The organism is Heliomicrobium sulfidophilum (genome assembly GCF_057715735.1).
Window position 1 is genome coordinate 1,373,690 of record NZ_JBVTZZ010000005.1, and the last position, 24,782, is coordinate 1,398,471.

The 24,782-nt window shown below is 56.9% G+C and carries 28 protein-coding genes, 2 tRNA genes, 1 other RNA gene and 1 riboswitch; of the genes, 18 read left to right on the plus strand and 13 right to left on the minus strand.

Features of this window, described 5'->3' with window-relative positions; translation table 11 throughout:
• The first annotated feature begins 34 nt into the window (after positions 1–34).
• Positions 35–1,819, plus strand: a complete 1,785-nt coding sequence (locus tag AC0CW1_RS12185) for an HD domain-containing phosphohydrolase (protein ID WP_488183309.1) — start codon at positions 35–37, stop codon at positions 1,817–1,819.
• A gap of 86 nt (positions 1,820–1,905) precedes the next feature.
• Here the strand turns inward: AC0CW1_RS12185 and AC0CW1_RS12190 are convergent, their stop codons facing one another.
• Positions 1,906–4,332: a hybrid sensor histidine kinase/response regulator gene (locus AC0CW1_RS12190; protein ID WP_488183310.1), complete on the minus strand. Its 2,427-nt coding sequence runs from the start codon at positions 4,330–4,332 to the stop codon at positions 1,906–1,908.
• A gap of 687 nt (positions 4,333–5,019) precedes the next feature.
• Here AC0CW1_RS12190 and AC0CW1_RS12195 point away from each other — a divergent pair.
• From AC0CW1_RS12195 to dnaX, 3 genes are all read left to right on the plus strand, one after another.
• Positions 5,020–5,113 (plus strand) — tRNA-Ser (locus tag AC0CW1_RS12195).
• Between the two features lie 61 nt (positions 5,114–5,174).
• Positions 5,175–5,440, plus strand: an RNA gene (gene ffs / locus AC0CW1_RS12200) — signal recognition particle sRNA large type.
• A gap of 120 nt (positions 5,441–5,560) precedes the next feature.
• The gene (dnaX, locus tag AC0CW1_RS12205) at positions 5,561–7,375 is read left to right on the plus strand and encodes a DNA polymerase III subunit gamma/tau (protein ID WP_488183311.1); all 1,815 of its coding nucleotides are present in this window, start codon (positions 5,561–5,563) and stop codon (positions 7,373–7,375) included.
• Between the two features lie 75 nt (positions 7,376–7,450).
• On the opposite strand, the gene AC0CW1_RS12210 is transcribed toward dnaX, so the two are convergent.
• Together AC0CW1_RS12210 and AC0CW1_RS12215 are read right to left on the minus strand one after the other, a co-directional pair.
• On the minus strand, positions 7,451–7,573 hold the full coding sequence (locus AC0CW1_RS12210) for a hypothetical protein (protein WP_012282267.1): 123 nt from the start codon (positions 7,571–7,573) through the stop codon (positions 7,451–7,453).
• Between the two features lie 28 nt (positions 7,574–7,601).
• Entirely contained in the window at positions 7,602–7,781 is a 180-nt protein-coding gene (locus tag AC0CW1_RS12215; protein ID WP_488183312.1) for a hypothetical protein, read from the minus strand.
• Positions 7,782–8,326: 545 nt separating this feature from the next.
• On the opposite strand from AC0CW1_RS12215, the gene AC0CW1_RS12220 reads away from it, so the two are divergent.
• The 10 genes from AC0CW1_RS12220 (at position 8,327) to AC0CW1_RS12265 (ending at position 17,681) form a co-directional block, all read left to right on the plus strand.
• Complete coding sequence (locus AC0CW1_RS12220; protein ID WP_488183313.1) at positions 8,327–8,650, plus strand: YbaB/EbfC family nucleoid-associated protein; 324 nt, start codon at positions 8,327–8,329, stop codon at positions 8,648–8,650.
• A gap of 3 nt (positions 8,651–8,653) precedes the next feature.
• Positions 8,654–9,253 carry a recombination mediator RecR gene (gene recR, locus AC0CW1_RS12225; protein WP_488183314.1) on the plus strand — a complete coding sequence of 200 codons (600 nt, stop codon included), beginning with the start codon at positions 8,654–8,656 and terminating at the stop codon, positions 9,251–9,253.
• Positions 9,254–9,428: 175 nt separating this feature from the next.
• Complete coding sequence (locus tag AC0CW1_RS12230; protein WP_488183315.1) at positions 9,429–9,701, plus strand: pro-sigmaK processing inhibitor BofA family protein; 273 nt, start codon at positions 9,429–9,431, stop codon at positions 9,699–9,701.
• Between the two features lie 240 nt (positions 9,702–9,941).
• A complete protein-coding gene (gene nifJ / locus AC0CW1_RS12235) occupies positions 9,942–13,442 on the plus strand; it encodes a pyruvate:ferredoxin (flavodoxin) oxidoreductase (protein WP_488184149.1) in 3,501 nt (1,166 codons plus the stop codon).
• 453 nt (positions 13,443–13,895) lie between these two features.
• Complete coding sequence (locus AC0CW1_RS12240) at positions 13,896–14,582, plus strand: hypothetical protein (RefSeq protein WP_488183316.1); 687 nt, start codon at positions 13,896–13,898, stop codon at positions 14,580–14,582.
• A gap of 94 nt (positions 14,583–14,676) precedes the next feature.
• On the plus strand, positions 14,677–15,762 hold the full coding sequence (locus AC0CW1_RS12245; RefSeq protein ID WP_488183317.1) for a transketolase C-terminal domain-containing protein: 1,086 nt from the start codon (positions 14,677–14,679) through the stop codon (positions 15,760–15,762).
• A gap of 15 nt (positions 15,763–15,777) precedes the next feature.
• Positions 15,778–16,542, plus strand: coding sequence for a thiamine pyrophosphate-dependent enzyme (locus tag AC0CW1_RS12250; RefSeq protein WP_161256215.1), 765 nt, complete (start codon positions 15,778–15,780; stop codon positions 16,540–16,542).
• A gap of 2 nt (positions 16,543–16,544) precedes the next feature.
• Entirely contained in the window at positions 16,545–17,114 is a 570-nt protein-coding gene (locus AC0CW1_RS12255; RefSeq protein WP_161256218.1) for a 2-oxoacid:ferredoxin oxidoreductase subunit gamma family protein, read from the plus strand.
• A gap of 142 nt (positions 17,115–17,256) precedes the next feature.
• Complete coding sequence (locus tag AC0CW1_RS12260; protein ID WP_161256222.1) at positions 17,257–17,529, plus strand: 4Fe-4S dicluster domain-containing protein; 273 nt, start codon at positions 17,257–17,259, stop codon at positions 17,527–17,529.
• Positions 17,530–17,605: 76 nt separating this feature from the next.
• Positions 17,606–17,681: transfer RNA gene (locus AC0CW1_RS12265), tRNA-Ala, on the plus strand.
• Positions 17,682–17,848: 167 nt separating this feature from the next.
• On the opposite strand, the gene AC0CW1_RS12270 is transcribed toward AC0CW1_RS12265, so the two are convergent.
• The 6 genes from AC0CW1_RS12270 to AC0CW1_RS12295 are packed head-to-tail and all read right to left on the minus strand — an operon-like array spanning position 17,849 to position 21,459.
• On the minus strand, positions 17,849–18,178 hold the full coding sequence (locus AC0CW1_RS12270) for a DUF190 domain-containing protein (RefSeq protein WP_012282281.1): 330 nt from the start codon (positions 18,176–18,178) through the stop codon (positions 17,849–17,851).
• Positions 18,179–18,193: 15 nt separating this feature from the next.
• Positions 18,194–18,562, minus strand: a complete 369-nt coding sequence (crcB, locus tag AC0CW1_RS12275; RefSeq protein WP_488183318.1) for a fluoride efflux transporter CrcB — start codon at positions 18,560–18,562, stop codon at positions 18,194–18,196.
• Between the two features lie 10 nt (positions 18,563–18,572).
• Positions 18,573–19,010, minus strand: coding sequence for a fluoride efflux transporter CrcB (crcB, locus tag AC0CW1_RS12280; protein WP_488183319.1), 438 nt, complete (start codon positions 19,008–19,010; stop codon positions 18,573–18,575).
• Position 19,011: 1 nt separating this feature from the next.
• Positions 19,012–20,028: a GGGtGRT protein gene (locus AC0CW1_RS12285; protein WP_488183320.1), complete on the minus strand. Its 1,017-nt coding sequence runs from the start codon at positions 20,026–20,028 to the stop codon at positions 19,012–19,014.
• 14 nt (positions 20,029–20,042) lie between these two features.
• A complete protein-coding gene (locus AC0CW1_RS12290; protein WP_488183321.1) occupies positions 20,043–20,714 on the minus strand; it encodes an iron-sulfur cluster assembly scaffold protein in 672 nt (223 codons plus the stop codon).
• Between the two features lie 31 nt (positions 20,715–20,745).
• A complete protein-coding gene (locus AC0CW1_RS12295) occupies positions 20,746–21,459 on the minus strand; it encodes a sulfite exporter TauE/SafE family protein (RefSeq protein WP_488183322.1) in 714 nt (237 codons plus the stop codon).
• Between the two features lie 83 nt (positions 21,460–21,542).
• Positions 21,543–21,604, minus strand: a riboswitch (Fluoride riboswitch).
• A gap of 72 nt (positions 21,605–21,676) precedes the next feature.
• On the opposite strand from AC0CW1_RS12295, the gene AC0CW1_RS12300 reads away from it, so the two are divergent.
• From AC0CW1_RS12300 to AC0CW1_RS12315, 4 genes are all read left to right on the plus strand, one after another.
• Positions 21,677–22,135, plus strand: a complete 459-nt coding sequence (locus tag AC0CW1_RS12300) for a S8 family serine peptidase (protein ID WP_488183323.1) — start codon at positions 21,677–21,679, stop codon at positions 22,133–22,135.
• Complete coding sequence (locus AC0CW1_RS12305) at positions 22,098–22,493, plus strand: hypothetical protein (protein WP_488183324.1); 396 nt, start codon at positions 22,098–22,100, stop codon at positions 22,491–22,493. The genes AC0CW1_RS12300 and AC0CW1_RS12305 overlap by 38 nt, the downstream gene beginning before the upstream one ends.
• A gap of 72 nt (positions 22,494–22,565) precedes the next feature.
• Positions 22,566–23,084 carry a hypothetical protein gene (locus AC0CW1_RS12310; RefSeq protein ID WP_488183325.1) on the plus strand — a complete coding sequence of 173 codons (519 nt, stop codon included), beginning with the start codon at positions 22,566–22,568 and terminating at the stop codon, positions 23,082–23,084.
• On the plus strand, positions 23,072–23,404 hold the full coding sequence (locus AC0CW1_RS12315) for a SulP family inorganic anion transporter (RefSeq protein WP_488183326.1): 333 nt from the start codon (positions 23,072–23,074) through the stop codon (positions 23,402–23,404). The genes AC0CW1_RS12310 and AC0CW1_RS12315 overlap by 13 nt, the downstream gene beginning before the upstream one ends.
• A 188-nt stretch (positions 23,405–23,592) precedes the next feature.
• Here the strand turns inward: AC0CW1_RS12315 and AC0CW1_RS12320 are convergent, their stop codons facing one another.
• From AC0CW1_RS12320 to AC0CW1_RS12335, 4 genes are all read right to left on the minus strand, one after another.
• On the minus strand, positions 23,593–23,925 hold the full coding sequence (locus AC0CW1_RS12320; RefSeq protein WP_488183327.1) for a hypothetical protein: 333 nt from the start codon (positions 23,923–23,925) through the stop codon (positions 23,593–23,595).
• Positions 23,922–24,086: a TlpA family protein disulfide reductase gene (locus tag AC0CW1_RS12325; protein WP_488183328.1), complete on the minus strand. Its 165-nt coding sequence runs from the start codon at positions 24,084–24,086 to the stop codon at positions 23,922–23,924. Before AC0CW1_RS12325 ends, AC0CW1_RS12320 begins: the two co-directional genes overlap by 4 nt.
• A 177-nt stretch (positions 24,087–24,263) precedes the next feature.
• A complete protein-coding gene (locus AC0CW1_RS12330) occupies positions 24,264–24,386 on the minus strand; it encodes a hypothetical protein (protein ID WP_488183329.1) in 123 nt (40 codons plus the stop codon).
• 148 nt (positions 24,387–24,534) lie between these two features.
• A complete protein-coding gene (locus AC0CW1_RS12335; RefSeq protein WP_488183330.1) occupies positions 24,535–24,765 on the minus strand; it encodes a thioredoxin family protein in 231 nt (76 codons plus the stop codon).
• Between the last annotated feature and the right edge of the window lie 17 nt (positions 24,766–24,782).

The window sequence follows — 24,782 nt, forward strand, 5'->3', positions numbered from 1 at the left end:
GGTGGGGGATTTGCTTGGGAGAGGTGAGATGTCCGTGGCAGGCATCAAAGGGACGGCCTTTCGCTTCTGGCTCGCCTTGACGACCTTGAGCCTCGCCGGGATTCTGGTGATGGCTGGGCACTTTACACGGACGGAAGAGGCGCAGTTGGAAGAGGCGTTGCGCAATGAGGCGCTGGCCGGCGCCAACCTGTTGGCGAGCGCCGTCGGTCCGGATATTGTCAAGGGCGATGTGGAGCGGATCAATTCCCTGGCCTGGGCGTTGTTGAACCAGCCGAATATCCAGTATGTGCGCGTCCTTGACGCCAACGGCCAGATCGTGACACAGCGGGAAAAGATTTTCTATGTGTCCGATGTGTTGATCGAACAGGTTCCTGTGTTGGAACTCGATAAAAACCTGGGTGCCGTCGAGATTGCCGTGCGGATGACTGATCTGCGGAAACAGCAGAAACAACGGTTCGGTTATTCAGTCGCTGTCGCCTGCCTGGTTTCGACTGCCGCTGTGGCCTTCGCCGCCTGGCTGAGCCGGCGGCTGACGCTCCCGCTGGTGCGGCTGCGCGAGGCGGCTCGCCGCATGGCGGACGGAGACCGGGCGGTCCGCGTCCCTGAGGCAGGGACGGAGGAAACGGCTGCCCTGGCGGTCGCCTTTAACCAGATGGCGGCGGCGGTGGCCGATCACCAGGCGTCACTTCAGGAGGAGATCCGCAAAGCCACGGCCAGTCTGGCCGAAAAGGTGGAGACGCTGGAGGCGCTGGACCAGATCTTTCGGAGCGTGATGGCGCAAAATGCGCGCCGCGACGAGGTGATCAAGACGATCATCTCTCACATCCAGGTCCGTGTGCCGGCCGATGCCGTTTCGATCGCTGTCTGGGAAGAGGGCAAGAAGTCGGCCGATTTATATATCTGGGAGTCGCAGGGAGCGGACGTCCTGTCTGATTCAGTTCCCCACGAACAGACGCGCTTGCTCGAGGTGGCGGCCGAGGGCCGGCCGCGGATCTGCGCTGATTTAAGCCGGCAGGACTTGACGCCGCAGGAAGAGGAACTGCTCGTCTTAGGGTATCATTCTGTCGTGTATGTTCCCCTGATGGCCGGCGAGAAGGCCGTAGGGGCGATTATCGTCAGCAGCCGGGAAGCCGGGTTTTATACGGACAAGACGTTGGGGCGGCTGATGGAGATGGCCCAGGCCGTCTCCGTATCCCTGAACAGCGCCAATGCTTATGCGTCGCTCGACAGCGCCTTCTGGCAGATGATCCGCACCCTTTCCCGCGCCATCGATATGCGCGATGCCTATACGGGCGGCCATTCCGAGCAGGTGATGCTGCTGGCGCGGGCGATTGCGCGACAGGCGGGGCTTCCTGAGGGGGACATCGAGACGATCGGCATCGCTGGGTTGCTCCATGACGTGGGCAAGATCGGCATCCGAGAAAGCATCCTGCAAAAACCCGGCCCGTTGAACGCCGCCGAATTCGAAGAGATGAAGAGCCACTCGGCGCTGGGGGCGGAGTTGCTGCGTCCGATCGGGATGTTCCGGAAGGTGGCCGATATCGTCCATTACCATCATGAACGCTACGATGGCAAGGGCTATCCCCTGGGGCTTCAGGGCGAAGAGATTCCCCTGGCCAGCCGGGTGATCGCCATTGCCGACGCTATCGAGGCCATGGCCAGCGATCGCCCCTACCGAAAGGGGTTGTTGCCTGGGCTCATCCAGGAGGAACTGCGCAGGCACGCCGGCACCCAGTTTGATCCTCGGCTGGTGGCCATCACCCTCGAACATTTTGATGAGCTGATCGCTCTGGTCTTCCGAACGGCCGACACGGCATAACAGACAAAAGCAGCGGGCTGCCTGCCAACAGCCCGCTGCTTTTGCTTTGTACGCCTGTATCCAATCGGAGAAGATGTGATTTTCCCTCAGGAGGCGCTGCAGTGTTGTTCCAACAGTTCTACCAACCGCTGTTTTTTGACCGGCTTTTCGAGCAGGAGGTCGCACCCGGCTTCGCGGCAGCGTTCGTGGTCCTCTGGAAACACGCTGGCCGTCAAGGCGATGATGGGGACCGGGGGGCTTCCCCGTTTCGCTTCGACGCGGCGGATTTCCCGGGTGGCTTGATAGCCGTCCATCACAGGCATGGAGATATCCATCAGCACAAGGAGGTAGGGCTTTTCGATAAACATGGCGACGGCCCTTTCCCCGTTTTCGGCCACATCGAGCCGGTAGGGGGATCCTTTGAGATAGAGTTGCACAAGCAGGACGTTGACCGGCGAGTCCTCGACGAGCAGGATATCGATGGTCTCGGTCATGAGTTGGTGAGGAACGCCCCATGGATCCCCGTGGGCAAGAGTTACTGCCGCTTCCATGCTTACCGCTACTTCCGAGACTGTGGCGGGTTTACTTCCTCCTGCCGGCTGGTTATAAGCCCCTTGCCCGGTACCAGCGGGGAACTGGTCACGGTGTGGTTGAGGGAGCAGCTTAGGGGGGAGAGGGAGAGCGATGAAGCGAGCGGTGAAGAGGAAGGCGCTGCCTTTCCCCGGTTCGCTCTCGACCCGGATCTGCCCGCCCAGCAGTTCGACGAGCCGTTTGCAGATGGCGAGGCCGAGACCGGTTCCGCCGAAGCGGCGCGTCAATGAAGCGTCACCTTGGGTAAAGCTTTCGAAGATATCGCCCTGCAATTCCAGGGGGATGCCGATGCCGGTATCGATGACGGAAAAGCGCAGGGTTACATCAGGTGCTTCTGCTCCGATTCGCTGACTCTCGCCGGGGTTATCGACGTCGACGGAGAGGGAGACAGCGCCTGTCTCGGTGAACTTGATGGCGTTGCCGAGGAGGTTGAAGAGCACCTGCCGGAGAACGCCTGGATCGCCTAGCAGGAAGCGGGGGACACCATCGGCCAGACACACCGTCAAGGCGAGATCCTTTTCCTGGGCAGGGGCAGTGAACAGGGTGAGCGTATCGTCGATCAGTGTATCGAGGTAGAATTCGACCGATTGCAGGACCTGTGTGCCGGATTCGATTTTGGAAAGGTCAAGGATGTCGTTGATCAGCGACAAGAGGTTGTTGCCGGCGTCGCGAAAGATGTGGACGAACTTTTTTTGCTCCTCGTTGAGCGGCGTCTCCCAGAGCAGGTCGGCCATGCCGATGATCGCATTCATCGGGGTGCGGATCTCATGGCTCATGTTGGCCAGAAAAGCGCTCTTGGCGCGGTTGGCCACGTCTGCCTCCTCTTTGGCCTGGACCAAAGCCGCCTGCATCTGCCGGCGCTCCTCTAGTTCTCTTTCCAACGCCATTGTTTTGCGCCGGATCTCGGTTTCCATTTCACTCGTCTGAACGATGATCTTGCCGGCCAAGGGGCGCAGGAGGAAGGACACGCCCAGGACGCCGAGGATGATCAAACTGAAAATGATACCTGCGAACAGGGTGATCTGCACCCGGATCGGCCCATAAAACTCATTGGAACTCATGCAGACCAGCATGGTCCAACAGGTGTCGGGGATAGGGCTGTAGGCGATGATCTCACGGGGCGCCCCAATCCAATGGGGATTGAAGACGCCGCTCTGCCCTTGGGCGGCTTTCGCAAGCGATGTTCCGATGGGATTCTTTACGTCGAGCGGGAAGGGTGGGGCGGCCAAGTCAGCGCTGCCGTGGAAAAGACCTGCCTGATGAGCCGCATCTCGGTGAGAGGAAAAAATCCACTTTCCCTGTCCCTCTTGAACGCAAGCGATCAGCACTTCTCCTGTCTCGCCGAGTCCAGATCTGTCTTCGATCAGCCGGTTCAACTCCCCCAACCGGAAGATGACTGTATCGCGTCCCAGCCTTTCGCCCGTCGTGTCGATGATGGGCGCGCTGACGAGCAAGGCAGGGGCGCCTTGGATGAGCTCAGGGCCATGGATGGCGGGAGTGCTGCTGTCGCTTTCCGCGACACAGGGGTAACCATCCGGCAATGGGACGCCCACCTTGACGACCGGTTCACCGTTCTTATCGAAACGGGTGATGCCAATGACGCCGGCCTCTGGGTTTAAGGCTTCTTTCAGCCGATCTCCCGTATACGTCGCCAATTCCTGGCGGCTGATCTCACCGCGGTTGTACGCGGCGAGACTTTTTTTGATCTGACTGCGGCTGGTCACCTGGAGAGCGATCTCGCGGCCGCGCGATAAAAACTGTTCCACCACCATGGTTCGAGAATGGACAGCCGCAGCCAATCGCTGCTCCGAGTCGCTCTGCAAGTGAAAGTAAAAAGGAAGGATACTGACCAGGGCGATCAGGATGCCAATGATCAGTATCCCGAAGGCGGCATGTCCGATGATGAGTTTTTTCAATTCTTCCGGCTTGTCCAGTTTGACCATGGCATTTATCCTCCCGGCAGATATCCCGGACAACAGGTGACAGGGGCTTTCCAACATGGAGGATAAGAGAAGCAGCCCTTTGTTGTCACAATTGTGTATTAATACTGATGATAGCAGTGAACAAGGGGAGAGGAAAAGGGGAAGCGTTGAATTTTGCTAAATTTTGACCAGAGTGTAACAAAAAATTGAGAATACTGCCGCAACCGGGAGGAAGTCATCGGCATCGTGGAATACTTCATGGGGGCCTTCGCGCTGTTCAATTGCCTCTTTACGGGAGCGTTGTATATCCAGGATCAGTTCATCGGCGATGGCAAGCTGGACGGGGGATTGATGCCCCGTCAGTCCCTGTTGCAGATCCCGGCGCTGGCTGTTGGGGGTGCTCCGCTTTCGGGGAACAGGGTCTCGATTCCGGTTACGTGCATGTTCCCGTCGGTGTCTGGCAGGTGGTTAGACTCAAGGAGGCGTAGAGGACACTTGGCAGGAAAACTTTTCAGATTGACATTGCGGGCACTTTGGGGTATTATATTAAAGCTTATTAAAGTGAACATGGCCCGGGCCTCTGGCAGGCATTGGGGAAGATGGCTGTTGAGACAGTCCCTGAAACCTGGTGTCAGATGGGTGGCTTCCCACCGGATTCCGCTTTACTTTTGTCTACCCCATCGATATACTATTTTTATGTAGACCTACGGAGAGATGGCCGAGTTGGTCGAAGGCGCACGATTGGAAATCGTGTAGGCGGGCAAAACCTGTCTCGAGGGTTCGAATCCCTCTCTCTCCGCCAGCAACCATCCGGTGACCGGTTCCTGATGTGACCACGGTTGCCTTTTCTATGTCAAGATTGGTCGTGCTACACGGGGCGTTAGCGGTGCCTTGTCACCCGCAATCCGCTATAGCGGGGTGGATGCCCGACTTGAGGGCCTGACTTGTGGGGTCTGGCTTCTGCAAGTGACGTTGAAGATTGGGTCCTGCGCAACGGAAACCTACGAACCCCGCCAGGTCCGGGAGGAAGCAACGGTAAGTAGGCCCTTTCGGGTGCCGCAGGGTAGCCTGGTCTGAGTTAACTACAGGGGTAACGCCCGGAAGCCAGCGTTCGAAGTCGGGTGCACGGCCATAATTATATTTTACAGTCCTATCGGTAAAAAAAGATGGTGTAAGCCATCTTTTTTCTGTATTTGAGCGTAATGCCAGCCGTGCGCTTCGGTGCTTCGGCGGAGATGTGGAGGGTGTCATGGCCTATCTGGCGCTGTACCGGGAGTGGCGACCCCAGAGTTTTCAGGAACTGGTCGGCCAGGAACATGTGAGCCGGACCTTGCAGAACGCCATCGCCTACCAGCGGATCGCCCATGCCTATCTCTTCTGCGGCCCCCGGGGAACGGGGAAGACGACAACGGCCAAGATCCTGGCCAAGGCGTTAAACTGCAGCAGCGATGGGCCGGTAAGACCTTGCAACGAATGTCCCAACTGCCGTGCCATCAACACGGGCGCTTCCCATGACGTGCTGGAGATCGACGCAGCGTCGAACCGGGGCGTCGACGAGATCCGGGAACTGCGGGAACAGGTCAAGTATGCGCCCCAGGAGGGGATCTACAAGGTCTACATCATCGACGAGGTGCACATGCTGACGACGGAGGCCTTCAACGCTTTGTTGAAGACGCTGGAGGAGCCGCCGACGAATGTGATCTTTGTGCTGGCCACGACCGAGGTGCACAAGATCCCGGCCACCATCCTCTCCCGGTGCCAGCGCTTCGACTTTCGCCGCCTTGGCATCCATGAGATCGTCGACCGACTGGAGCGGATCTGCCGTCATCACGGGATCGAGGCGTCCCGCGAGACGCTGTCTTTTATCGCCCGCAAGGCGGAGGGTGGCATGCGGGACGCCTTGGGCATCCTTGATCAGTGCGTCTCCTATGCCGGCAACGGGATCAACAGCGGCGATGTAACGGCCATCCTGGGCGCTGTCGCCGATGAACTGCTCTATGAGATGACTCAGGGGTTGGCGGAAAACAGGCTCTCCGATGTGCTGATGCAACTCAATGATCTGATCAACCGGGGCAAAGAGGTGCGACCGCTGACGCGCGATCTGATCGAGCATTACCGGGACCGGTTGATCCTGCGGACGGTGCCCGGCGCGGCCGATCTGGCGGCCATGCCGGAGGATATCGCCGCCCGGGTCAAGGAGACGGGCCATGTCTACAGCGCCGAGGAATTGCAGGCTTGCATCGGTCTATTGAGCCAAGCTGAAAATGACATGAAGTGGACGACCCATCCGCGCATCCTCCTGGAAGTCGCCTTTGTCCGCATCGCCCGCCGGGAGTGGGGGAATGGGGCTGCCGGTGCGGCGGCTGCGCCTTCTTCGGCGCCGCCGGCTGCTGGCGGTTCGACCGAAATGGAGATGCGCGCCCTCCGGCGGCGGGTGGAGAGCCTAGAAGCGAAGCTGCGGGAGTTTATCGAGAGCCGGGGAAGCGGCGCTGGGGATGGGCACGATGGACGGCCGGGGGAGCCTCAACCGCCTGAACGGTTCGGAATGGCGAGGGAGAGAAGAACCCCGCCTGGCATTGCCGAAGAACCGAAGGGAGAAGCGGCGAGGCCAGTTGGCCCGCCCCTGGATTTTGACCAGGTCAACGCCTGCTGGCCCGATGTGCTTGCGGCATCGCTGGAGCGCATCTCCCCCTTGAAGCGATCTATCTTGCGGGGACAGACGCGTCTGGCCGGCGTCGAACAGAACCGGATCATTCTCGTTCATAACAATAAGCTCTACAATCAACCGAACGATCCCAAGCTATCCGATGTGATCAACGCCCTCAAGGAGGAGTTCTCCAAGGTCTTGCACAGGACGGTGCTGATCCAGCTTTGTCTGGAAGGCCAGTGGACGGCCAAAGCGGAACCGCGGCAACGGCAAGGGGCACCTTTGCCGGAATCGCCGGTCAAGGCAGCAGGAACGACCCCCGAATATGCGAATCCAACCTTTATTAAAGATTTTTTCCAAAACCCTGAACTGACCGTGGAAGTGGTCGATGACGACACCCTCGATGGGCTCGAATAACGCTAGTGTTCATAGAAAAAGGCCGGGAGGCGAAATCGCCCCCGGCCTTTTTCTGTGGAGCCCGACGGAGTGGAGTTACCGGAACTGCAACCAGCGGCGGTTGCGCATGGTCCAGCGGATTCCCAGGCGGGCCAAGTTGTACATGATATACCCCCGGAACCCCATGGGAATCAAGCGAGCCAACAGGCGTCGCTGCATCACACCACCCCCGGCTTAGCATGCCCCATCAGGAGGGGGTTCTTTCTTCGCCTTTTTCGCCGACGATCATCTCGGGAGAGCCGGAAACGACCGGTCCCCGCGCCACATCGGGCGTTTCCTCGAAATCGTCGGGATTGAGGCCCTCCTTCAGTTCCAACGCCAACTTCTTATCGTCCGGGGTGATTTTTCCGTTTTCACGACCGCTCATCCGATCATTACCTCCATCATCTTCTTTGTTGTTGGTTGTAGTGGCTTGATTTGAGCGTCTTCTCGTATCATCTTTCCCAGGTCCCTCTAATGTGCGCGAAAAGGGGCGAAAATACGCAAGAAAAGGAGGAAAAAACCTCGGGGGAAAACATTGACAGGGGGGTATGAATCCACTATACTTCACATAATCTTAAAATGCTTAACAAAAAATTAACGCGAGCATATCCTGTAGTACCGGATGACACCAGGAGACGCGCCACCGAAAGCACCGGAATACCACAGGAAGGGAGGGAGTACCATGACCTCGTGGATTAACACGGACCTTGTCCTCCTGGCCGTTGCCATCACGGGGCTGCTGTTCGCGTTGATGCAACCTGCGCCGAGATAACAAGGGGAGGGGTATTTATTTTAGTACCCAGTCGGTAACACTGCCGCGAGACCGGGACCGGTTTGCGCGGCAGTGTTATTTTTTGCGGTCCGGCGCTTTATATTGCTGTTGAATTGTGGTAAACTACTGACGCCAAACGCTGGGAGGGGGATTTGCCGATGTTCGGAAAAATGGGCGACATGCAAAAGATGATGAAACAAGTGCAAAAGATGCAACAGGATATGGCCAAACTCCAGGAGGAACTGGCCGAACGCACCGTCGATGCCACCGGGGGCGGCGGGGCGATCAAGGTGGTCGCCAACGGGAAAAACGAGATCCTGTCCATCACCATTGCGCCGGAAGCTATCGATCCCGATGACGTGGAAATGCTCCAGGATCTGATCCTGACGGTTGTCAACGAGGCGCTGCGCAAGGCCCAAGAGATGGTCAGCCAGGAAATGTCCAAGGTCACAGGCGGTCTGAAGATTCCTGGAATGTTCTAACCGATGCTCTACTACGCGGAACCGGTCGGACGGCTGATCGAGGAACTGTCCAAACTGCCGGGCGTCGGGCCCAAAACGGCCCAGCGGCTCGCTTTTCACCTGCTCCATGTTCCGCGGAGCGAGGCTGTCGCCCTTGCCAAGGCGATCGTGGAGGCCCATGACAAGACCCTCTACTGCTCCGTCTGCACGAACCTGACCGATCGGGATCCCTGTCGCGTCTGCGGCGACGCGAACCGGGACCGCAGCGTCATCTGTGTCGTTGAAGAGCCTCGCGACGTGGTGGCCGTCGAAAAGACGCGGGAATACCGCGGTCATTACCATGTGCTCCACGGCGCATTGTCGCCCATCGAGGGCATCGGGCCGGAGCAACTCCGGATCAGCCAACTGATGGCGCGCCTCGCCGATCCCGTATTAAAGGAAGTGATTGTCGCCACCAACCCCACCGTCGAAGGGGAAGCGACAGCCGCTTACCTGGCCCGTTTGATCAAGCCCATGGGCGTCAAGGTGACGCGCATCGCTCACGGCCTGCCGGTAGGCGGCGACCTGGAGTACGCCGATCAGGTGACATTACTCCGGGCGATGGAAGGCCGTCGCGAGCTATAGTTTCCTAGAAACCGGTCTAAGGCGGAACGAGCGCCTGGGGCCGGTTTCTGTTTTTCCTTTTCTCTCCTGTTTGTTCTGAAATGGCGGGACAAGCGTAGATTGGGTAGTGGGAGAACCCTGCGTAGATACACCGGCGCGGGTTTACGCTACATCGGGAGAAAGGGGATGAAAAACGGTGAACCTGACGACAGAACAGATGGTCCTCATCGGCGTCAGCGTGCTGCTGCTCATGGTAGCCGGTCACTTCTTTTGGCGGCCCATGCGCTGGCTGTTTACGTTGGCCTTCAACTCCCTGCTGGGGGTGCTCATGCTGGGAGGCACGAACCTGCTGGGGGCGTCTTTTGGCCTGGCCTTGCCTTTGAATCCGGTCAGTGCGCTCATCGCTGGTTTCTTGGGCATTCCCGGCATGGTGCTCCTGATAATGTTGAAATATTTCATGATCTTGTGAACGCTTGCCATAATGCTACCCTTTCGTTATAATTTTTTTGGGAATCCCGGCGGGCGTCGGATAGATCCGGATTTTATTTGAACAAACCTCTCTTTTTTTGCGCAAAAAAGAAGGAGGAAAAAGTCGGGTGTCGAATAAATATCTCTCCTGAGTCGAATAGCGGGCAATTTAGAATTGCTCCAATATTCGATATATTCGAATATTCAATCTGAAAGGGGAGCGTTACGCTTGTCCAAGGTCATGCAAACGATGGACGGGAACAAGGCTGCCGCCTATGTCTCCTACGCGTTCACGGAGTGCGCCGCCATCTACCCCATCACACCCTCGTCCACCATGGCGGAGTATGTCGACGAGTGGAGCGCCCAAGGCAAAAAGAACATCTTCGGTCAGACGGTGACGGTTGCCGAACTGCAATCCGAAGGTGGCGCTGCTGGTGCTGTCCACGGCGCGCTGACGGCGGGTTCGCTGACGACTACATACACCGCCTCCCAAGGTCTGCTGCTCATGATCCCCAACATGTATAAAATCTCCGGCGAGCTCCTGCCGGGCGTCATGCACGTGTCGGCTCGCGCCCTTGCCGGACACGCCCTGAGCATTTTCGGCGACCACTCCGATGTGATGGCCTGCCGGCAGACCGGCTGGGCTATGCTGGCCTCCGGCGGCGTCCAAGAGGTCATGGACCTCGGCGGCATCGCCCACCTGGCGGCTATTAAGTCCCGCGTGCCCTTCCTGCACTTCTTCGATGGCTTCCGCACCTCCCATGAGATGCAGAAGATCGAGACCATCGATTACGCCGATTTCGCCAAGCTTGTCGACTACGAAGCCATCCGGGCCTTCCGCAAGCGCGGCCTCAACCCGGAACACCCGAGCGTCCGCGGCACCGCCCAGAACCCCGACATCTTCTTCCAGGCGAAAGAAGCCTGCAACCCCTACTATGAGGGCGTCGCGGACATCGTGGCCGCATATATGAAGGAGATCAGCAAACTTACCGGTCGTGAGTACCTGCCCTTCAACTACTACGGCGCACCTGATGCCGAGCGCGTCATCGTCGCCATGGGCTCCGCTTGCGAGACCATTGAAGAGACCATCGACTATCTCCTGGCCCGGGGCGAAAAGGTCGGCCTGATCAAGGTCCGTCTTTATAAGCCCTTCTCGGCCAAGTACTTCTTCGACGTCCTGCCTGAGACGGTCAAGAAGATCGCCGTCCTCGACCGCTGCAAGGAGCCGGGCTCCCTCGGCGAACCCCTCTACGAAGACGTGCGCACCCTCTTCTACGACGCCGCTTGCAAGCCCGTCATCGTCGGCGGCCGCTACGGCCTCGGCTCCAAAGAGGTGCTCCCCGCCGACATCAAGGCCGTCTTCGACAACCTCAAGGCCGATGAGCCGAAAAACGGCTTCACCATCGGCATCGTCGACGACGTCACCTTCCTGTCCCTGCCCACGGGCGGCTTCATCGACGCCTCCCCCGAAGGCACCATCCAGTGCAAATTCTGGGGTCTCGGCTCTGACGGCACCGTCGGCGCGAATAAGCAGGCTGTCGAGATCATCGGCGACCACACCGACATGTACGCCCAGGCCTACTTCGCCTATGACTCGAAGAAGTCCGGCGGCGTCACCGTCTCCCACCTGCGCTTCGGCCACAAGCCGATCAAGTCGCCCTATCTGATCCATAACGCCGACTTCATCTCCTGCTCCAACCAGTCCTACGTCTACAACTACGACCTGCTGGCAGGCCTCAAAGAAGGCGGCGCCTTCCTGCTCAACACCGTCTGGTCGCCGGAAGAATTGGAAGAGAAGCTGCCGGCCCGCATCAAGCGGACCATCGCGGAGAAGCAGATCCGCTTCTACATCATCGACGCCGTCCACATCGCCAAAAAGCTGGGTCTCGGCAACCGGACCAACATGGTTATGCAGTCGGCCTTCTTCAAGCTGGCCAACGTCATCCCCATTGAAGAAGCGGTCCAGTACCTGAAAGACGGGATCAAAAAGGCCTACGGCAAAAAAGGCGAGTCCATCGTCGCCATGAACGCCGCCGCTGTCGACCAGGGCATCGAAGCGCTCGTCAAGATCGACGTGCCTGCTTCCTGGGCGGAAGCCGCCGATGAAGCCGCCGCCGCCAAAGAAGTGCCGGCCTTCATCGAAAAAATCCTCCAGCCCATGAACGCCCTCCAGGGCGACAAGCTGCCGGTCAGCGCCTTTGCCGACGCGGCTGACGGCACCTTCCCCGTGGAAACGTCCCGCTACGAAAAGCGCGGCGTCGCCGCTTTCGTCCCTGAGTGGATCAAGGAAAACTGCATCCAGTGCAACCAGTGTTCCTTCGTCTGCCCCCACGCCGCCATCCGTCCCTTCCTGCTCGACGCCGAAGAACAGGCCAAAGCGCCGGCTGCCTTCGAAACCATCAAGGCCATCGGCGGCAAGCAGTTCGAAGGCCTGACCTACCGCTTGCAGGTCACTCCTCTCGACTGCCAAGGCTGCGGCGTCTGCGTCAACACCTGCCCGGCCAAGCAGAAGGCGCTGACCATGAAGGAACTGGACAGCCAGGTCGCCGTCCAGCAGCCTAACTGGGACTTCGCCACTACCCTCACCATCAAGGACAACCTCTTCAAGCTCGACTCCATCAAGGGCAGCCAGTTCGCCCAGCCCCTGCTCGAATTCTCTGGCGCCTGCGCCGGTTGCGGCGAAACGCCCTATGTCAAGCTGATCACCCAGCTCTTCGGCGACCGCATGATCATCGCCAACGCCACCGGCTGTTCCTCCATCTGGGGTGGTAGCGCGCCCTCGATGCCCTACTGCACCAACAAAGAAGGCAAAGGGCCGGCCTGGGCCAACTCCCTCTTTGAGGACAACGCCGAGTTCGGCTACGGCATGCACCTGGGCGTCAGCAAGATCCGCGCCAAACTGGCCGACCTGGTCCGCGAAGCCCTGACCCAGGACATCGACGCCGCTCTCAAGGCCGCCTTCAACGAGTGGCTCGTCGGCATGGACGACGCCGAAGCCTCCAAGCAGGCGACGGCCAAAATCCTGCCCCTGCTGGAAGGCCAGACGAACCCGCTGCTCGCTGAAATCGCTGACCGCAAGGACTACCTGATCAAGAAGTCCCAGTGGATCTTCGGCGGTGACGGCTGGGCTTATGACATCGGCTTCGGCGGCCTCGACCATGTGCTCGCCTCCGGCGAAGACGTGAACATCCTCGTCATGGATACGGAAGTCTACTCCAATACCGGCGGGCAGTCCTCGAAAGCGACGCCGCTCTCCGCCATCGCCAAGTTCGCTGCCGCCGGCAAGCGGACGAAGAAAAAAGACCTCGGTATGATGGCCATGTCCTACGGCTACGTCTATGTTGCCCAGATCGCCATGGGCGCCGACATGAACCAGACCATCAAGGCCATCAAGGAAGCGGAAGCCTATAAAGGGCCCTCCCTGATCATCGCTTATGCCTCTTGCATCAATCACGGTCTCAAGTCCGGCATGGCCAACAGCCAGATCGAGATGGCCCGCGCCGTCAAGTCCGGCTACTGGCACCTCTACCGCTTCAACCCCGAGCTCAAGGAAGAAGGCAAGAACCCCTTCCTCCTCGAATCGAAGGAGCCCTCCGAGCCCTTCCGCGACTTCATCATGAGCGAAGTCCGCTTCAACGCCCTCTGCCGTTCCTATCCCGAACAGGCGGAACTGCTCTTCGGCAAGATGGAGCAGGACGCTAAGGAACGGTACGAGATGTACAAGCGACTGGCGTCGTACTAAAAGGTTTCCCTGAGCGTGCTCCGGGAAGCAGCCTGAGTGAAAAGAACCGCCCCTTGCACGATCCAAACGGTGGATCGGCAAGGGGCGGTTTCTCTTATGACCTTTTCTTAGATTCTAGAGATGCCGTTGACAGGCGCGTTTATGGTCATTCTCCCCTTTCTGTCGCCTTTGTGGGAAAAGAATAGGCCTTTCTTTTCCCAGCTATCGTCCGTTAATTATGAATTCAATCCTTAAGCTTGCAACGGCCAGATCAAACTGATAATCTATCGTTGACTGGAATCCAATGTTTCACTACAATTGGATGATAAAGCCAGCATGATCCTACGATGTTTTTAACGAAGGGGCATTTGTCCCTGTTGTTTCGTGTCCGAAAAGGCTATAGAAAAGAGAAAGTCATCAGATTAACGGGCATGAATTGTCAATGGTCGGGAAAAATACACGCTAGCGGAGGTGGTGACCATTTCCGGCACAGAACGCCAGCGGGTCGTTGAGGCCTACGTGGGCGAGTATGCCAGCGGAAAGAGTGAAAACGCCGTCAACCGCGCCCTGGAACTGCTGGCGCAGGGCCGGCAGCCGGTGACGATCGTCGACCTGGACATCGTCGAACCCTTTTACACCCTCCGGCCGATCAAAAAGGAACTGGAGGAAAAGGGGTTGCAGGTGGTCGCCTGGGAGACGCGGGCCACCATGGGTCTCGGCGAGGCGGGGACCCTGATCCGGGGGGACATGCTCTGGTCCCTGCGCCGCGAAGGCGATCTGGTGCTGGATATCGGCTACGGCGTCGAGGGCTCTAAGACACTCAACCTGCTCCACGGCGCCCATGAAGACCAGGACCTGCGCATCATCGCCGTCATCAACGCCTCCCGGCCCATGACCTCCTCTGTCGAGGAGATCGTCGATCATGTGCGCGGCCTCGGACCTGTCCACGGCCTGCTTAACAACACCCATCTGGCGGAGGAGACGGATCTGGCGATCATCCGGGAAGGGGCGAGCCTTGTCGACGCCGCCGCCCGGGAACTGGGCCTCCCGGTGGTGGCCACCGCCGCCGACAAGCGGTTTCGGGGGAAGCTGAAGCCGGAGGACGTGCTGGGCCAGCCAGTGCGTTTTTTACAGCGCTTTATGCCCCGGTCTTTCTGGTAACATCAGTTTCAGAGGATGGGCCAAACGGGCCAATCGACGCCCGAAACATTCGTTCAACGACCAACATACACGTTTCAGGAGGTGTGCCTGACCCATGGCAGACAAGCCGATTCAAGGTGAAAAGCGGATGTTCATGACCGGCAACGAGGTCTGCGCCTACGCGGCGCTGGCGGCCGGCGTGGATATCATGTACGGCTACCCCATTACGCCGCAAAACGAGATCATGCACTACTGGACGCGCCTGGCGCCCAAGCACAACCGGAGTTTTTTGCAGACCGAGGACGAGATCTCAGCCGGCTTTACCACCTGCGGCGGCGTCCTCTCGGGCAAGCGGGCCTTTACGGCCACAGCCGGCCCCGGCAACACGCTCATGCAAGAGCCCATGTCCATGGCCGAGATGATGCGCATCCCCGCCGTCTTCATCATCCAGCAGCGGGGCGGCCCGTCGACGGCGACCGTCATCTACTCCCAGCAGGAAGTGACCATGACCTGCTACGGCGCCAACGGCGAGGGCCTGCGCGTCGTCTACTCGACGGCCAACCACCAGGAGCTCTACGATTACACGATCAAGGCCTTCAACACGGCCTGGAAATACCGTTTCCCCACCTTCGTCCTCGGCGACGGCTACCAGGCTAAGATGCGCGAGTCGCTGACCATGTATGACCCGGAACTGCGGGGCATCAAGATGGTTGACACCTACCCCCTTGTCGGCCTGCCTGGCAAAGCCGGCGCAGACCGCGACCCGGCCCACCTGCGCAACACCTACAACACGGAAGAAGAACTCTACGAAGTCGTCAAGGACCTGGTGGCGACGTATGAAAAATTTGCCCCCGAGATCGTCGAGCACACGACGATGGAATGCGATGACGCCGATGTGGTCATCCTCTGCCACGGCATCGTCTCCCGGGCCGCTGTCGAGGCCATCCGCGAACTGCGGGCCGAAGGCGTGAAGGCCGGCATGTTCCGTCCCATCACCTTGCGCCCCTTTCCGGCGGAGCCCTTGCGCAACGTCGTCCAGAAGGCGAAAAAGCTGCTCATCGTCGAATCGGCGGAAGGGCAATTCGCCCGCCTGGCGCTGCCGTCTCTCTACGGCCTCACCACACCGATGGAGACCATCTTCAAGCCGGGCCAGGGCATCACATCCGACGAAATCGTCAAGAAAATCAAGGCCATGGCCTAAGGGGAGGGTGACGCGATGACAACGGCGACTGTATTAGAACCGAAAATGCCCAAGTGCTGGCGGCAGGAGACAAAACCGCACAAGTTTTGTCCCGGCTGCGGCCACGGCGATATCTTAAAAGCCCTGGGGACCGCCATCGACGAGCTCGGCATCCAGGACCGCGTCGTCTTCGGCTGTGACATCGGCTGTTCCCTTTTGTCCTGGGACTTCTTCAACTGTGACGCCATCCAGACCCACCATGGCCGCACGACGCCCGTCATGACCGGCATCAAGCGCGCCCGTCCCGAACTGATCTGCATCGCCTACATGGGCGACGGCGGCGGCTACGCCATCGGCGCCCAGCACCTGGTCAACGCCGCCAGCCGCAACGAAAAACTCACCGTCATCCTGGCCAACAACGCCCAGTACGGCATGACCGGCGGCCAGATGGCGCCGACGACCTTGCCGGGGATGAAGACGGAGACGTCGCCCTACGGCCGCGATGTGGACGCCACAGGCAACCCGACCCTCGGCCCCGAGATGGTCGCCGCCATCACGCCCGCCTCGGCCTACGTGGCCCGGGGGACGATGGCCAACATCCCGCAACTCACACGGATGATGAAAAAGGCCCTGCAAAACCAGATCGACGGCAACGGATTCTCCTTTGTCGAGGCCCTCTCCGCCTGCCCGACCAACTGGCGGATGAACGCGGCCAAGACCTGGGAGTTCGTCGAGAAGGAAATGACCAAATACTTCAAAGTCGGCGAGCTGAAAGTCCCCGCCGCCAAGCAGGAGGGATAACCATGGCCAAAGTCGTCAAAATCGCCCTCGCCGGCGAAGGCGGCCAGGGCGTGCAGTCCGTCGCCGAGATCCTCACCGAGGCGGCCAACGAGGAAGGGAAGGAAGCCCTCTACATCCCCAACTTCGGCGTCGAACAGCGCGGCGGCGTCTCCATCGCCTTCGTCCAGATCTCGGACAAGGAGAAGGTGGGCTCGCCCAAGTTTGAGAAGGCCGACATCGTCATTGCCCTCTCCGACCGCGCCATCCGCCGCTGCGCCCAGTACGTCGACGGGAACACCGTCTTCGTCTATGACACCTTCATCGAAGGCGTCGAAGACGACCTGCCGAAAGGCGCCAAGAAGGTCATCGGCATCCCCGCCATCGACACGGCCAAGAACGAACTGCACCCCCGGGTATTCAACATCATCATCATGGGCGCCGTTGTCCGCGCCACCCACGTCGTCAGTGAAGAGCGTGCCAAACAGGCCCTGGAAGACAAACTGGGCTACAAATTCGAGCAGGACCCCAAACTGCGCGAGTTGAACTACCGCGCCTTGGAGCGGGGCATGCAACTGGTGGAGGGGCAACTGTAAGATTGCACCGCCATAAAGGGGACGGAAGCGACGAACGTTGTATCGTGAACCGTCACTGCAGGTGAATCCGACAGGGTGAGCCCATGGGATTACCCGTCAGGGTAGTGTGATTTGACTCCACCGAGAAGGAGGTACGTCTTCCGTGGCTGAATGGAAAGTTTATACGATTGAGAGCGGCAAAGGGCGCCACAGCGTGTTCCCCGGCCTCTGCAAAGGCTGCGGGCTCTGCATCGAGAAGTGCCCGACCGATACGATCACCTGGTCGAAGAAACTGGGCGTCTACGGCACCCCTGCCGTCGAGGTGCAGCAGGACCCCGCCTGCATCGCCTGCGGCATCTGCCAGCACGTCTGCCCCGACTGTGCGATTGTCGTCGAGAAGCTGAAGCCGGAGGAGCAGAAAAAGCCGAAGGCGTAGGGTTGGTGGATAAAAAAGGAGGCCCAATACCACTTGCATTGGGCCTCCTTTTGCGCTATAATACCTTTTGTCACGTGGGGGTGTAGCTCAGCTGGGAGAGCGCCTGCTTCGCATGCAGGAGGCCAGCGGTTCGATCCCGCTCATCTCCACCAACTTAAAATCCAGTCAGGGTGCGGGTTTGCGGTCTTTGGCGAGAAGCAAACGGCGCGCCTTTTTTCATGCCCCTACGTACATCGATACAGACCTCACGGATGATCATCCGGTGATCACCCTGACCGGTTCGTGGTCCTCAACACGGCACAGGTTCTGGTGCTTTGGACTATCCTTGTTTAATGACATCGACATCAAAGGTAATGATTAAGCCCTTCTTCACCATTTCCGAAATGAAAGGCAAAACCCTGTCAATGGTTTCGCTGGTATCAACCGCCTCAATAATCATCGGCAAATCTGCCGATAAATCTAGAATTCGAGTCGTTCGGATACGGTTCGCGGCTCCATAGCTTTCCACACCACGAGAAACCGTCACCCCAGCCAATCCATTTTCTTTGAGTTTCAAAAGGATCGCATGATATAAAGATTTATTCCCAAACTTCTCAGTTTCGCCTACATATATTTTCAGCATCTTCGCTTTTCCCGATGGTAACGTCATTTCGTCACTTCCTCGTCAAATGAATTTCAGGCTGATTCCCATCAAACAAGCAACCAATCCAGCGATTGTACTCCCTGCTGTGTATAGAAAAAAAATCATCCATTCCCCTTCTTCGATCAGTCGGATCGACTCATAGGTAAATGTCGAAAAGGTTGTATAGGCGCCTAAAAAGCCGACTTGAAACCCATACTTTTCAATAAGGCCACCTGTAGGATGCTGAACCATATTCATTGCCAACAATCCGAGAAAAAATGATCCGGTAACATTGATCAAGAACGTTGCCGTGGGAAATGAAAGGAAAGCGATCCTGGACAGGTACTTACCAATGGCATATCGGCTCAACGCCCCGGTAATCCCGCCAATTCCAATAATCAGTATCTCCATTTATGAACTCCTAACGACCTATGGTGTTTTCCGAGAGTTCTTCCTCTTCGCCAAATTTATTCCTTCGATATTCGGCAATGGCTCTTGCGGTGAACAGTCCAAAAGCAGACATGGCGATTCCAAGCAACACACTGGAGAAGATGTAGATTCCAAAATTCCAGTATTGTCCTTGTTGAAGCAGCTGAATGCTCTCCAATGCAAAGGTGGAAAAAGTGGTATATGCACCTAAAAACCCCGTAGATACGCCCAATCGAAGATTCGGGTTTATCGAAACAAAATCCAATGTGAGTGTTAAAAATAAAGACAACATAAAACATCCAGTAAGATTGATGATCAACGTACCCCAGGGGAATCCACTCTGTTGTACGAAAGACGAAAAAAAATGTCCGATTTCAAACCGTAATAGGGCTCCCACAAAACCGCCTAAAGCGACTGCCAGGTAACTCATCTTATCTGGTTATATCCTTTCCATGCAGTGCGGCATCGACCATGACAGCCAGCGCGACTGTTGCACCGACAATCGGATTATTCCCCATACCGATAAAACCCATCATGTCAACATGAGCCGGGACCGAAGACGATCCTGCAAATTGCGCATCGGAATGCATCCGGCCCATCGTATCCGTCAGCCCATAGGATGCTGGGCCTGCCGCCACATTATCCGGGTGAAGGGTCCTCCCAGTACCGCCGCCAGAAGCCACGGAAAAGAACGGTTTGCCCTTTTCGAAACACCATTTTTTGTATATGCCGACACAGGGATGCTGGAATCGAACCGGGTTTGTCGAGTTGCCGGTAATGGAGACATCGACCGATTCATGTTGGAGGATTGCGACGCCTTCATCAACCGAAAAAGTTCCATAAACCTTAACTGCAGCACGTTCCTGCTTTGAATATCTTTTTTCGCCGAGTATTTCAAGCGTAGCCGTTTTGAAGTCGTATGCTGTCTCGACAAAGGTGAAGCCCGTCATTCGGGCGATGATGTGGGCCGCGTCTTTCCCCAAGCCAACCAAAATGACCTTCAGGGGTGCTTTTCTTGCACGGTTTGCATATTTAACTACCCCCAAAGCCCCTTCCGCTGCCGCAAAGGATTCGTGACCCGCCACAAACGCAAAGGTTCGGGTTTCTTCTTTGAGCAGCATCGCGGCGAGGCGACCATGCCCGATCCCAACTTGTCGTTGATCTGCTACGGAACCTGGAATCGTAAAGGCCTGCAACCCCTCGCCGATTTTTATGGCGGCATCGATTGCATTCCTCACAGACCCTTTTAGGGCTAGCGCCACGCCTAATGTATATGCCCACAAGGCATTATCAAAGGCAATAGGTTGGATGTTTCGAACGGTTGCCTCCACATGAATACCCGCCTCATCACAGACCCTTTTCGCCTCTTGTAAATCGGCAAGAGAAGCGGCCGCTAATGCAGCTTGAATGCGAGATTCCCGCCGTTCATATCCCTCAAACAACCTCATATATCTTCCTCCCCCTATTCCTCGCGAGGATCAATAAAGGTCTTGCCTTCCGAATAGCGTCCGTATGTACCGGTAGCCTTTTTCAGGGCTTCCGTAGCCTCGGTGCCCTTCCGGATGAAATGCATCATGGCGCCAAGATTGACGTATTCGTATCCGATGATTTCGTCGTTTTCATCTAAGGCAAGTCGAGTCACATAGCCCTCTGTCATCTCCAGATAACGTGGCCCTTTGCTTTTAGAGCCGATATGGGTACCGACTTGAGAACGGATAAATTTTCCCAGTTCTTCCGCAGCAGAACCCTCCGGAAGTCCACCTTCTGAAAAAGCGGTTTGCGTGCGACCATAGGAAATTTGCAAAAACAACTCCCGCATGGCCACGTTAATAGCGTCACATACGAGGTCGGTATTTAGGGCTTCCAGCACCGTTTTACCAGGTAAAATCTCAGCAGCCATTGCTGCTGACTGTGTCATTCCGGAGCAACCGATTGTTTCTACCAAGGCATCCTCGATAATCCCATTTTTTACATTAAGCGTTAGTTTGCAAGTCCCTTGTTGCGGAGCACATGCGCCCACACCATGCGTTAAGCCGTTGATGTCTTCAATCCTTTTTAGCGAAACCCATTGGCCCTCTTGGGGAATAAGGGCTGGACCTCGTTGGGGACACCCCCGGATCACACTGTGTAACATCCTTAATTCCTCCGTTTCTTTTTATAAAAAACTAACCGGCGAACAGAAGTTGTAGCCCCGCGAGAACCAAGAGCAACGATACAACCTTTTTGAATACACTTTTGGGTAATTGCTCGATCACCTTTCTTCCTGCCCATGTTCCCGCGATCATCGAGATACCTATGCCAAACCCGATCGCGATAGCCGCAGGCCCAATATCAAGATATCGTTGGTATATGATGATCTTCGTAACATGCATCGCAACAGCAGTGACTGCTTCACTGGCAATATAAGATAGGGGAGGCAGATTAAGTGAAAAAAACAACATTGCCCCCAACGGCCCTGCGCTTCCGACCAAGCCCGATAACAAACCGACAATGCCGCCTCCGATCACCATTACCCGGGCATTATTTGGAATATCGATCATTTTGAAATGTTGTAAGATCACAAAGCCGATAACCGCCAAGCCAATCGCTTTTGTAATAAGCTCTTTGGGAACCGTGACAAAAGAAAACGCTCCGAGACAACTCATAGGAATTGCGCCCGTTATGAAAAAGCCAATAGGCTTCCAAGAAATTTCTTTGTATCCGAAATATACTCTTGAAAGATTCCCGATTAATTGAGCAATCGTTAAGACAGGGACTGCGACGGTAGCTCCAACTGAATGGGTCAATACGGGTAGCAATAATAATGCTCCCCCGAATCCGACCGCCCCCGATACGGCTGCGGCAATAAAACCACCGAGAGCGAATAAAAGGATGGTCAAACAGGAACAACCTCCTATAGAGAATGGCTACCTACATACAAAAGAATGGCCACTTTCATAAAAAGACAGACTCCCACCCGAAAAATCGAGTAGGAGTCATCATCCGCAAAACGGCTTTACCGCGAACTCCATCGCGTATTCCCTTTGGAGAGTCACTCTACATACAGTCTATTGCTCCTCCTGGATATCGTCAAGAGAAGATGAGAAAAAACTGTAAATGCGAAACATTACCGTTCTCTTTGTCTGCTCTGCCGGCGACAATGGCAAAGTGTTTGACGGAAGCCGGCGCTATCCGAGTGGCTTGAATCTGCCGAACATGATCACCGTGGGTAATGTGAGAAATGACGGCACCCGCGCCAAATCCAGCAATATGGCGGGCCCGAACTATGAGGTGACGATCGCGGCGCCTGGACAACAGGCTGTCCATGGGGTGAGCAAGGATGGCGTCATTGTCAACGACCATGGAGGAACAAGTATGGCTACACCGCATGTGGCTGCCGCGGCGGCGTTGCTTCGTTCGATCCATCCAAAACTCAGCGCCGGTGATATCGAAGCCATCTTGAAGAAAACTGCCTTGGAGGACGTGACCGTCGGTGATCGATCTAACCTGGCGCCACCGGAGTTAGGGGGGCGGGCTCTTGTCGATCGATCGGGCGGTGCTCTATGTGCTCAATGACCTGCGTAGGGAAAAGGGGCTAGCCCCGTTAAGTATGGATGCGGCACTGATGACGACGAGGATCGATCTGATTGCAGAAGGTGGGCCGAAAGAGTGGAAGGTCAGCGCAACGATCCCTGCTGTCGGCACGGACGGGACAGATGTCGACTTTGAACTGCAAGGAGAGGGCGCTGTTGGCGGCAACAGCAAGAAGCATCTGGACAATGACGGGACGCTGAAGTGGGATGTAACGCTGGCCAAGACGACAGGAACTGTTCACATCAAACGGATGGACTCAAACTCCTGCTGGAAGGTGGAACTGGCGCCCGATTTCTCCGGAACTTGGGAGGGGACCATCTTGGTTTGGCGATGGCCATGATGCGGCTGGGCTGTTTCTCTGCCGGCTGTTGTTTTGGACCCCCTTTTGGGGGATATTTTTAGTGCACCCGGCATGGGCCTTGCCATCACGGTGCAAGTCCCGAATAAAAATTGGAACGGCGGTCTCAAGGACATTTTCTCCTCGAATGAGCCTGTTCTTGTTATACTAGGAGTCTACCATATAGACAGGCTGGAGGAAATCGCCCATCGAGGCGGTGTCACATACGGCGGCTGGGAGTTCTTTGAATCGGAAAACATAATCGTCTCTTCAGCCGATTTCGTTGAGCATCTGATCTACATCAGCGGCTTGCTGGAGACGAATCCATTATTGGAAGTTTCGCTGGTATGCCGGGAAAACGCGGCGTTAAAAATGAAGGATTACGGCTACATTTTAAAAGAAGGCGACCAGGTGATCCTGACGCCTGGCCGCCGGCAAAGGTCGACATCCGTCTACATAGCATCGGATGAGCCGACGGTGATGCGTGCCGTCAGCCTTTGCCACCAGTACCTGCAGCAGAGCGTCTCTCCGGAAGACAGAGACGTGAAAACGATGCCCTCAACCTGGAGAGAGCCCAGCAGATGCTGGGGCTAGCGCTGACCATCGCAACCTTGGGCAGCATCGAGTCGCTCCTCTCCTGCGTCGTCGCCGATGGTATGACGGGCAAGCGCTACGACAGCAACCGCGAGCTGATCAGCCAAGGGATCGCCAACCTGGTCGTGTCCTTCTTCGGCGGTATCCCCGCCACGGGCGCTATCGCCCGTACGGCGACGAACATCCGCAGCGGCGGCGCCACGCCGGTGGTCGCCCTCGTCCATTCGTTGACCGTCTTCCTGCTCGTTCTGCTTTTCGCGCCTTTCGTCTCCCAGGTTCCTCTGGTCAGCATGTCGCCGATTTTGATGCGTGTCGCCTAGAACATGAGCGAGTCAATAACATGAGCCAGTCTTTGGCGGTCCAGAAGGTCCTTCCCGACCCTCAGCAGGGGGAGAAGCTGGCGCCCGAGGCTGTCACGCCGACGCTGAGTCCTGCCAGTAAAAAAACACCGCCAAGACTTTCATCAGCTTTGCGTTTTACCGATTAACGCTAACAACGGGACCACTCCTTACCATATGAGCAATCGATCAGCATGGCGAAGAACAACAGCAGCCACTGCCGTGATGACGTCCGTCATCACCTGCATAAGAAATCGCCCCAGAGGAACAGCGTTTCTGACAGCCACGGCAACCGTGAACACAACCGACAGGAAAAAGGCATTCCAGAGCATAAATAAAGCTAGCAAGATCAGCAGTCCTCCGGCGCCGCGTTCCAGCCGAGGTCCCCATGGGGCGATGTGGGGGATACTTGTCAATAGGCCGCCTAAAAAGACGAACAGCATGGCCAGCCAGTGTCCTTGCGTTACAACGGTCTCAATGAATGCTGTCAGGCCCTCGATCATGACGCACCGGCCAAGCGTTCCAGTTGGTTCCGCAGTTCCGCTTCTGCGATGGCGCCGACGCGGACCCAATGCTTTTCACCATGTCTGTCCAGCAGCACTGTTGTCGGGATCATGCGAACCTCAAAATTGCGAAGCAGGTACTTGTTGGCCGGGTCGTTCACATCGACGTCAACAAAGGCGATTTTTTGATTCAGTTCAGGCTCGATTTTGCGAAAGAGCTACTCCATTTCCACACAAGATTGGCATGTTTGTGAATGGAAGAGGATCCATACCGGCTTTTTGGCCTTTTTTGCGTTTTCAATAACGATGCTGGCATTGACGAACTCTGTTTTTTCTGACTAAAAAGGTGTCGAAGAAAGCAGACGATCACTGTCAGCGGTTTGATACTCCTTGTAGGCGAGGATACTCGCAACAGCAAAAAACACGAGTCCAAGAATGGCCCAACGGACGGTCTTGCTCATGGCATCCTCCCCTAAAACGATGATTCGGAAAGCGAGACAAAACAAGGTGCCTTTTGCACCTGCTGTACCGACAACTGGCCGACCATTGATGAACAAGGTCGGCCGGTTGCACGGACAAGTCAGTCGCAGGGTATCGGCAGCAGCGGGATCAGCCCAAAAAACTTTTTACTACGGCGGCGGAAGGAATCCGCCCCGAAACCTTCACCTTCCCGTCCACAACCAGGGCCGGCGTCGCCATGACGCCGAAGGACATGATCGTCGGGAAGTCCGTCACCTTTTCCACTTTCGCTTCCTTGCCCAGTTCCTGGAGCGTTTGCTTGACGAGCCCTTCCAACTGGTTGCATTTGGCGCAGCCGGCGCCCAAGACCTTGATTTCCATCAGATGTTCCTCCCGTT

Coding starts and splice junctions, on each gene's coding strand:
- AC0CW1_RS12210 (WP_012282267.1), bottom strand. CDS start 7,573: ATGCAGCGACGCCTGTTGGCTCGCTTGATTCCCATGGGGTTCCGGGGG.
- AC0CW1_RS12270 (WP_012282281.1), bottom strand. CDS start 18,178: ATGACGTTACCATCGGGAAAAGCGAAGATGCTGAAAATATATGTAGGC.
- AC0CW1_RS12215 (WP_488183312.1), bottom strand. CDS start 7,781: ATGAGCGGTCGTGAAAACGGAAAAATCACCCCGGACGATAAGAAGTTG.
- dnaX (WP_488183311.1), top strand. CDS start 5,561: ATGGCCTATCTGGCGCTGTACCGGGAGTGGCGACCCCAGAGTTTTCAG.
- AC0CW1_RS12245 (WP_488183317.1), top strand. CDS start 14,677: ATGGCAGACAAGCCGATTCAAGGTGAAAAGCGGATGTTCATGACCGGC.
- AC0CW1_RS12285 (WP_488183320.1), bottom strand. CDS start 20,028: ATGAGGTTGTTTGAGGGATATGAACGGCGGGAATCTCGCATTCAAGCT.
- AC0CW1_RS12220 (WP_488183313.1), top strand. CDS start 8,327: ATGTTCGGAAAAATGGGCGACATGCAAAAGATGATGAAACAAGTGCAA.
- AC0CW1_RS12290 (WP_488183321.1), bottom strand. CDS start 20,714: ATGTTACACAGTGTGATCCGGGGGTGTCCCCAACGAGGTCCAGCCCTT.
- AC0CW1_RS12335 (WP_488183330.1), bottom strand. CDS start 24,765: ATGGAAATCAAGGTCTTGGGCGCCGGCTGCGCCAAATGCAACCAGTTG.
- AC0CW1_RS12250 (WP_161256215.1), top strand. CDS start 15,778: ATGACAACGGCGACTGTATTAGAACCGAAAATGCCCAAGTGCTGGCGG.
- AC0CW1_RS12255 (WP_161256218.1), top strand. CDS start 16,545: ATGGCCAAAGTCGTCAAAATCGCCCTCGCCGGCGAAGGCGGCCAGGGC.
- AC0CW1_RS12330 (WP_488183329.1), bottom strand. CDS start 24,386: ATGAGCAAGACCGTCCGTTGGGCCATTCTTGGACTCGTGTTTTTTGCT.
- AC0CW1_RS12310 (WP_488183325.1), top strand. CDS start 22,566: ATGGGCCTTGCCATCACGGTGCAAGTCCCGAATAAAAATTGGAACGGC.
- nifJ (WP_488184149.1), top strand. CDS start 9,942: ATGCAAACGATGGACGGGAACAAGGCTGCCGCCTATGTCTCCTACGCG.
- crcB (WP_488183318.1), bottom strand. CDS start 18,562: ATGGAGATACTGATTATTGGAATTGGCGGGATTACCGGGGCGTTGAGC.
- crcB (WP_488183319.1), bottom strand. CDS start 19,010: ATGAGTTACCTGGCAGTCGCTTTAGGCGGTTTTGTGGGAGCCCTATTA.
- AC0CW1_RS12320 (WP_488183327.1), bottom strand. CDS start 23,925: ATGATCGAGGGCCTGACAGCATTCATTGAGACCGTTGTAACGCAAGGA.
- AC0CW1_RS12300 (WP_488183323.1), top strand. CDS start 21,677: ATGCGAAACATTACCGTTCTCTTTGTCTGCTCTGCCGGCGACAATGGC.
- recR (WP_488183314.1), top strand. CDS start 8,654: ATGCTCTACTACGCGGAACCGGTCGGACGGCTGATCGAGGAACTGTCC.
- AC0CW1_RS12315 (WP_488183326.1), top strand. CDS start 23,072: ATGCTGGGGCTAGCGCTGACCATCGCAACCTTGGGCAGCATCGAGTCG.
- AC0CW1_RS12190 (WP_488183310.1), bottom strand. CDS start 4,332: ATGGTCAAACTGGACAAGCCGGAAGAATTGAAAAAACTCATCATCGGA.